Raw genomic sequence first — 6,551 nt, 5'->3', positions numbered from 1 at the left:
GACAACGCCAACGCATCGCCATCGCCCGCGCCCTCATCCTGCGGCCCAAGTTCATCCTCCTCGACGAACCCACCTCCGCCCTCGACCGCTCCGTCCAAATCAAAGTCGTCGAACTGCTGCGCGGACTCCAAACCAAATACGGACTGACCTACATCTTCATCAGCCACGACCTCTCCGTCGTCCGCGCCGTCAGCGACAACGTCGCCGTCATGCAGCACGGAGAACTCGTCGAATACGGCAGCGCAGACCAAATCTTCCACCACCCGCAGAAAGACTACACCAAACGCCTCATCAATGCCGCCTTCGACCTCTGACCCAAGGTTGCCTGAAACCCAACGTAGCGTGGGCTCCGCCCACGAATCCTAAAAATACAAAAAGGTCGTCTGATACACAAACAAGGTTTCAGACGACCTTTCCACGACCCTACTTACCTCAGCAAGTTCCAACGCAAACTTTACCAATCCACCACCCCACGTTTGTCCCAGCATCCGTCATTCCCGCGTAGGCGGGAATCCATCGTAAAACCTAGGTGACAGACATTCAAAAACAGATGCCGAAATTCAAAAATAGATTCCCGCCTGCGCGGGAATGACGGCAGAAAAATATCCCGTCGGATATGGATATTTACCCTCCCCAAACTGCAACCGCACAACCCGTAGCGTGCACTTTACCCGCAAACTACCCAAATAAAAAAACCGCCCCAAACCCAAATCCAACAGCCGTAGCGTTGTCAGTTTCGCCTATAAATCCTAAATACAAAAAGGTCGTCTGAAACCCGACTTTCAGACGACCCTGTTTCTAATCTCGAGCTATCTCGAGCTACTTCATTAAAGCTTTCATCACAAACGCAACCAAAAGTGCGCCGAAACGGTATCTGCGGGGAATGGCGAGTCCGGCAGTTTTATATAAAAAACCCGTGCGTTTAAGCTCTCCACCCAAATCAAGAAGGGTCATCAAACCGTTTGATACGCCACTGTCCTGCAATTTTGATTTACGCTGTTTCAGATAGGATGCCTTAATTCTCACTTGAATAAGTTTTGCTTCCAATTGCAGCAGTTCTCGTGCTTCATCACGCTCCGATTTATTCATTTCATTCTCCTTCCTGCATATCCAAACCACGCAGGCAGGCAATGTCTGCACGGATGTCCTGCAAAGTAGCAGCGATTTGATTATTTTGGTTGCGCCAGTTATAAATCACCCTGTAAAGCAGAATGGTGATCACAGCAATGCTGGCAGCGGAAATACCGAAAAACACCCATATCGCTGCACTATCCGTCAATACCCGATTCAGTCCAAACAACAGGCTGATGAATGCAACCAACATCAATATCCCGGATACGACCAGCCATATGATGATGAGAAACACATTTTTTGCCTGCTCAGACAAATCCAAATTCAAAATCTGCATTCGAAGCAAAAGCAAATCAATACCCTGGTTCAGCAGGGTTTTTGTATGTTCTATATTCTGTCTGATACCCATATTTTTTCCGATTTCTGAATATTCCGGCATAGGAACTGCAAAATTTTTTTAGTGTCAAACCATCAAAAAATGGTAACCAACCTAAAACCGAAATAACAAAACGCCGTCTGAACAAGATTTTAACAAATCGCGTGCTCGGACGGCATTTATGTCAATCAAACTGATATATCAGTCAAGGATCCCGATAATATCAATCAAACCAAATTGGCGATTATCTACGGTTCAGCAATACGCCAACAACCAATCCGGCCAGCGCAGCAAAACCCATAGCGTAATAAGGATTGTCATGAACGACTTCGTCGGCTTGACGCGCACCGCTTTTAATGCGGTCACCAGCTTCTTCACCGAATTCTACCAAACGTTTTTTACCTTCCTTCAAACCATCTTCGGCAAAATCTTCCAAGTCGTCATATTTTTCGCGCACACGGTCAGCGTGATATCTGATTTTGTCGCCAGCTTCTTCTTCGAAACGGAGCATGCGATCTTTGGCAGCACCGAGTTTTTCCTGCAATTTCTCTTTGGCTTTCTTGCCTTCTTCAGAACCGGCTTCCACACCTTTGCTGTACAGCTCTTCAACATCATTCATTACATCTTGAATGTCATTCAACAAGCTTTCCTTGCGGGAATCGAAATTTTGCTTTTTCATCATTATTTCCTTAGATTGGTGTAGGTTAATCGGTCTAAGTCTATTTGTTTGTTTCAAAATGTTAACACTTTTGAGTTAAAATGACCGACCGTCAAATGACAGATTGTTCATCTGTTAAAAGATTATAACTCTTTTGAACTTATTCTCAAGTCAATTCGGATAAAGAAACCGGCTAAATGTGTAAAGATTAACGCATTAGATAAAAAGGTCGTCTGAAAGCCTGTTTCCAAGTTTTCAGACGACCTTTCAGCTTTTCAGTCAAAACGACCAAGCGTTATTACGCCAAGCCTTTTGCTTTCAACACTTCCAGCATGGTGCTGCCCAATTCGGCAGGGCTGCGGGTGTAGGCGATGCCGGCTTTTTCGAAAGCGGCGAATTTTTCTTCCGCAGTACCTTTACCGCCTGAAATAATCGCACCGGCGTGGCCCATGCGTTTGCCTTTAGGAGCGGTCACACCGGCGATGTAGCCGACGACGGGTTTGGTTACGTTGGATTGGATGTATTCGGCTGCTTCTTCTTCCGCAGTACCGCCGATTTCACCGATCATGATGATGGCGTCGGTATCGGGGTCTTCTTGGAAGAGTTTCAGCGCGTCGATTTGGTTCATACCCGGAATCGGGTCGCCGCCGATACCGATACAGGTTGATTGACCCAAGCCCAGTTTGGTGGTTTGTGCCACGGCTTCGTAAGTCAATGTACCGGAACGGGAAATGATACCGATGCGGCCGGGAGTGTGGATGTGGCCCGGCATAATGCCGATTTTGCACTCGCCCGGAGTAATCACGCCCGGGCAGTTAGGGCCGACCAAACGAGTGCCGTTGCCGTTGGTTTCCAAGTAGCGTTTGGCTTTGAGCATGTCCAGAGTCGGTACGCCTTCGGTAATCACAACCACCAAGCCTACGCCGGAATCAACGGCTTCAACGATAGAATCCAGTACAAACGGAGCGGGAACGTAAATTACGGATGCGTCCGCGCCGGTTTCTTTAACCGCTTCTTTCATGGTGTTGAACACGGGCAGGTCTAGGTGGGTTTGACCGCCTTTACCCGGGGTAACGCCGCCGACGACTTTAGTGCCGTAAGCCAGAGCTTGTTCGGAGTGGAAAGTACCGTTTTTACCGGTGAAACCTTGAACCAATACTTTGGTGTCTTTATTAATCAATACGCTCATTCTTTTCTCCTTAGGCGTTTACGGCTGCGACAATTTTTTCGGCTGCGTCATTCAGTCCGTCGGCGGAAGTCAGTTTCAGACCTGATTCGTTCAGGATTTTCGCACCGAGTTCGGCGTTGTTGCCTTCCAGACGGACAACGACAGGCACGTCAACGTTGATTTCTTTAACGGCTGCCACGATGGCTTCCGCAATCATGTCGCAACGGACGATACCGCCGAAGATGTTGATCAATACGCCTTTGACGGATTTGTCTTCGAGAATCAGTTTGAACGCTTCAACCACGCGCTCTTTGGTCGCGCCGCCGCCTACGTCGAGGAAGTTGGCAGGCTGGCCGCCTTTGAGTTTGATGATGTCCATGGTCGCCATCGCCAAACCTGCGCCGTTCACCATACAGCCGATGTTGCCTTCCAGCGCAACGTAGTTCAGGTCGAATTCGGATGCTTTCAGCTCGCGTTCGTTTTCTTGGGACTTGTCGCGCAATTCGGCGATTTTCGGCAGGCGGTAGAGCGCGTTGCTGTCGATACCGATTTTGCCGTCCACGCAGGCCAGCGCGCCGTTTTCGCGGACTGCCAGCGGGTTCACTTCAAACAGGGCAAAGTCGTTTTCGACAAACGCTTTGTACGCACCGGTCATCAGTTTGACGAACTCGTTGATTTGTTTGTCTTTCAAGCCCAGTTGGAACGCAACTTCACGCGCTTGGCAAGGTTGCAGGCCGACCAGCGGGTCAACGGTTACTTTGAAGATTTTTTCAGGGGTTTCGGCGGCAACTTTTTCGATTTCCACACCGCCTTCGGTCGAAGCCATGAATGTGATGCGACGGGTAGAACGGTCGACCACCGCGCCCAAATACAGCTCGGTTTGCACTGGATACATGTCTTCGCAAACCAAAACGCTGTTGACCGGCTGACCGTTGGCATCGGTTTGATACGTAACCAGATTGGTGCCAATCAGGCTTTCCGCCACTTCTTTGGCTTCTTCACGGCTTTTGACGACTTTTACGCCGCCCGCTTTACCGCGTCCGCCTGCGTGGACTTGGGCTTTGACGACGGCAAATTTGCCGCCCAATTTGTCGTAAGCGGCTGCGGCTTCTTCGCCGTTGTGCGCCAAAATACCGCCTTGCACGGGCAAGCCGTAGCTTGCCAGCAGTTCTTTAGCCTGATACTCGTGTAGATTCATGGATTTCTCCTTTAGATTAGTGGAATGCCCTGAGACTGCCTTTGAATGGCAACCCCGTGCGTTTCAGACGACCTTTCGGCGGTCGGAAAATCGTCGTTTCACTTGCTGAACGGCAACCACATCCGCGCAAGCAGATACATGATTGCGCCGCCGCCCCCGAGGATAAAAAAGACGATGCCTTTTTTACGCGAATTCGGGCAGAGCAGGTAAACGGCAAGGCTGAAACTGATAAATAACAATGCCACGCGCCAAACCAATTCTTTGTCTTTGAAACGGTTGAGCGTATAAGTTTCGGTCATCATCACATACATCTGCCACAACGCGGCCATACACATGCTGATAATGCCCATCGGTATAAACAGGATACCGATTACTTCTTTATTCATAATCAAACGCTGTCTGTGAATGTGTCGCCGATTATATAGTAGATTCTGCTTAAATCGTCATTCCGACAAGGAAACAATGGCAACTGATATGACCTATTTTCTCTCTATACCTATCGGAACATTGCTTCCGAACATTCATCTTTCCGAAAAGGTCGTCTGAAAAAGTTTCAGACGACCTTTTATGCTTTACTTGACCTTATCAGCCGTGCAAAGCACGTTTGTCGGCGGCCAGTGCGGCTTCGTGAACCACTTCGGACAAGGTCGGATGGGCATGGATGATGCGGGCGATATCTTCGCTGCTGGCGAAGAATTCGAGCGCAGTGACGCCTTCGGTAACCAATTCGCTGACAACCGGACCGATCATGTGTACGCCCAAGATGCGGTCGTTTTTGGCATCTGCCAACACTTTGACCGTACCTTTGGCTTTGCCCATTGCCAACGCGCGACCGTTTGCACCGAAGCCGGAAGTGCCTTTTTTGTATTCCACGCCTTCGGCTTTAAGTTGCTCTTCGGTTTTGCCGACCCAAGCAATTTCGGGGTCGGTGTAAATCACGAACGGTACGCTGTTGAAATCAATATGCGGTTTTTGACCGGCGATGCGCTCAGCAACCGCCACGCCTTCGTCGCTGGCTTTGTGCGCCAGCATCGGACCGCGAACCACGTCGCCGATTGCCCAGACATTAGGCAGGTTGGTGCGGCATTCGCCGTCCACTTTGATAAAGCCGCGCTCGTCTTTTTCCAAGCCGACGGCTTCGGCGTTCAAGCCTTTGGTGTTCGGAATACGGCCGATGGCGACGATAAGTTTGTCGAATACTTCGGTTTTGGCTTCGCCTGCGGCGGTCTGGTAGGCAACGGAAACGCCTTTGCCTTCAGATTTGATGTCGCCGATTTTCACGCCCAGTTCGATGTTCAAGCCCTGCTCTTTGGTGAAGTATTTGAAGGCTTCTTTGGCGATTTGCTGGTCGGCGGCTGCAAGGAAGGTCGGCATGGCTTCGAGGATGGTAACTTGCGAACCGACGCGGTTCCATACAGAACCCATTTCCAAGCCGATCACGCCCGAACCGATGACGCCCAGTTTGGCAGGCACTTCGGTCAGGTTCAATGCGCCTTCGTTGTCCAATACGTTTACATTGTCGATGGCAACCTGCGGCAGCGGACGCGGCACGGAACCGGTCGCTACGATGACGTGTTTGGCTTCGATAACAGTTTTTTCGCCTTTTTTATCGACTTCGATTTGGTAGGCATCGCCGTTTTTGCCGGCGAATGAAGCCGTACCGAACAGGCTGGTTACTTTGTTTTTTTGGAACAGGAATTTCACGCCGCCGGTGAGCTTGGTTACGATGGCGTCTTTGCGCTCGATCATTTTCGCCGCGTCGAATTTGATGTCGCCGACGCTGATGCCGTGTTCGGCAAAATCATGTTGCGCGGCGTGGAAATGTTCGCTGGATTGCAACAGGGCTTTGGAAGGAATGCAGCCGACGTTCAGGCAGGTGCCGCCCAGCGCGGGCGCGTCGCCTGCTTTGTTGACGCCCGCATCGACACACGCGGTTTTGAAACCCAGTTGGGCGGCGCGGATGGCGGCAACGTATCCGCCGGGGCCTGCGCCGATGACTACTACATCGTATTGAGACATGTGAAAAATCCTTTGTTTGACATTTTTGCCGCAGGAAAACCCTCGGCAAAAGTTCATCCAC

The 6,551-nt window shown here is 50.4% G+C and carries 8 protein-coding genes; 1 reads left to right on the top strand and 7 read right to left on the bottom strand.

Going from position 1 to position 6,551, the window contains the following annotated elements; genetic code table 11:
• On the top strand, positions 1-314 hold a 314-nt coding region (locus HMPREF2907_RS07210; RefSeq protein ID WP_141754422.1), incomplete at its 5' end, for an ATP-binding cassette domain-containing protein.
• 505 nt (positions 315-819) lie between these two features.
• Here HMPREF2907_RS07210 and HMPREF2907_RS07205 read toward each other — a convergent pair.
• The 7 genes from HMPREF2907_RS07205 to lpdA all read right to left on the bottom strand — a co-directional run bounded on the left by HMPREF2907_RS07205 (position 820) and on the right by lpdA (position 6,490).
• Positions 820-1,089 (bottom strand): hypothetical protein, encoded by a 270-nt coding sequence (locus HMPREF2907_RS07205; RefSeq protein ID WP_070681637.1) that lies wholly within the window; start codon positions 1,087-1,089, stop codon positions 820-822.
• Between the two features lies 1 nt (position 1,090).
• A complete protein-coding gene (locus HMPREF2907_RS07200) occupies positions 1,091-1,480 on the bottom strand; it encodes a phage holin family protein (RefSeq protein WP_016687973.1) in 390 nt (129 codons plus the stop codon).
• Between the two features lie 211 nt (positions 1,481-1,691).
• Positions 1,692-2,126, bottom strand: a complete 435-nt coding sequence (locus HMPREF2907_RS07195) for an ElaB/YgaM/YqjD family protein (RefSeq protein ID WP_070681634.1) — start codon at positions 2,124-2,126, stop codon at positions 1,692-1,694.
• 277 nt (positions 2,127-2,403) lie between these two features.
• Positions 2,404-3,294, bottom strand: coding sequence for a succinate--CoA ligase subunit alpha (sucD, locus tag HMPREF2907_RS07190; RefSeq protein ID WP_045074653.1), 891 nt, complete (start codon positions 3,292-3,294; stop codon positions 2,404-2,406).
• 10 nt (positions 3,295-3,304) lie between these two features.
• Positions 3,305-4,471, bottom strand: a complete 1,167-nt coding sequence (gene sucC / locus HMPREF2907_RS07185; protein ID WP_070496245.1) for an ADP-forming succinate--CoA ligase subunit beta — start codon at positions 4,469-4,471, stop codon at positions 3,305-3,307.
• Positions 4,472-4,569: 98 nt separating this feature from the next.
• Positions 4,570-4,857: a hypothetical protein gene (locus HMPREF2907_RS07180; RefSeq protein ID WP_003755543.1), complete on the bottom strand. Its 288-nt coding sequence runs from the start codon at positions 4,855-4,857 to the stop codon at positions 4,570-4,572.
• Positions 4,858-5,056: 199 nt separating this feature from the next.
• Complete coding sequence (gene lpdA, locus HMPREF2907_RS07175; RefSeq protein WP_070681631.1) at positions 5,057-6,490, bottom strand: dihydrolipoyl dehydrogenase; 1,434 nt, start codon at positions 6,488-6,490, stop codon at positions 5,057-5,059.
• Between the last annotated feature and the right edge of the window lie 61 nt (positions 6,491-6,551).

The organism is Neisseria sp. HMSC055H02, assembly GCF_001813335.1.
GTDB classification, from domain to species: Bacteria; Pseudomonadota; Gammaproteobacteria; order Burkholderiales; family Neisseriaceae; genus Neisseria; species Neisseria sicca_C.
This window is presented reverse-complemented; position numbering and strand designations above follow the sequence as displayed.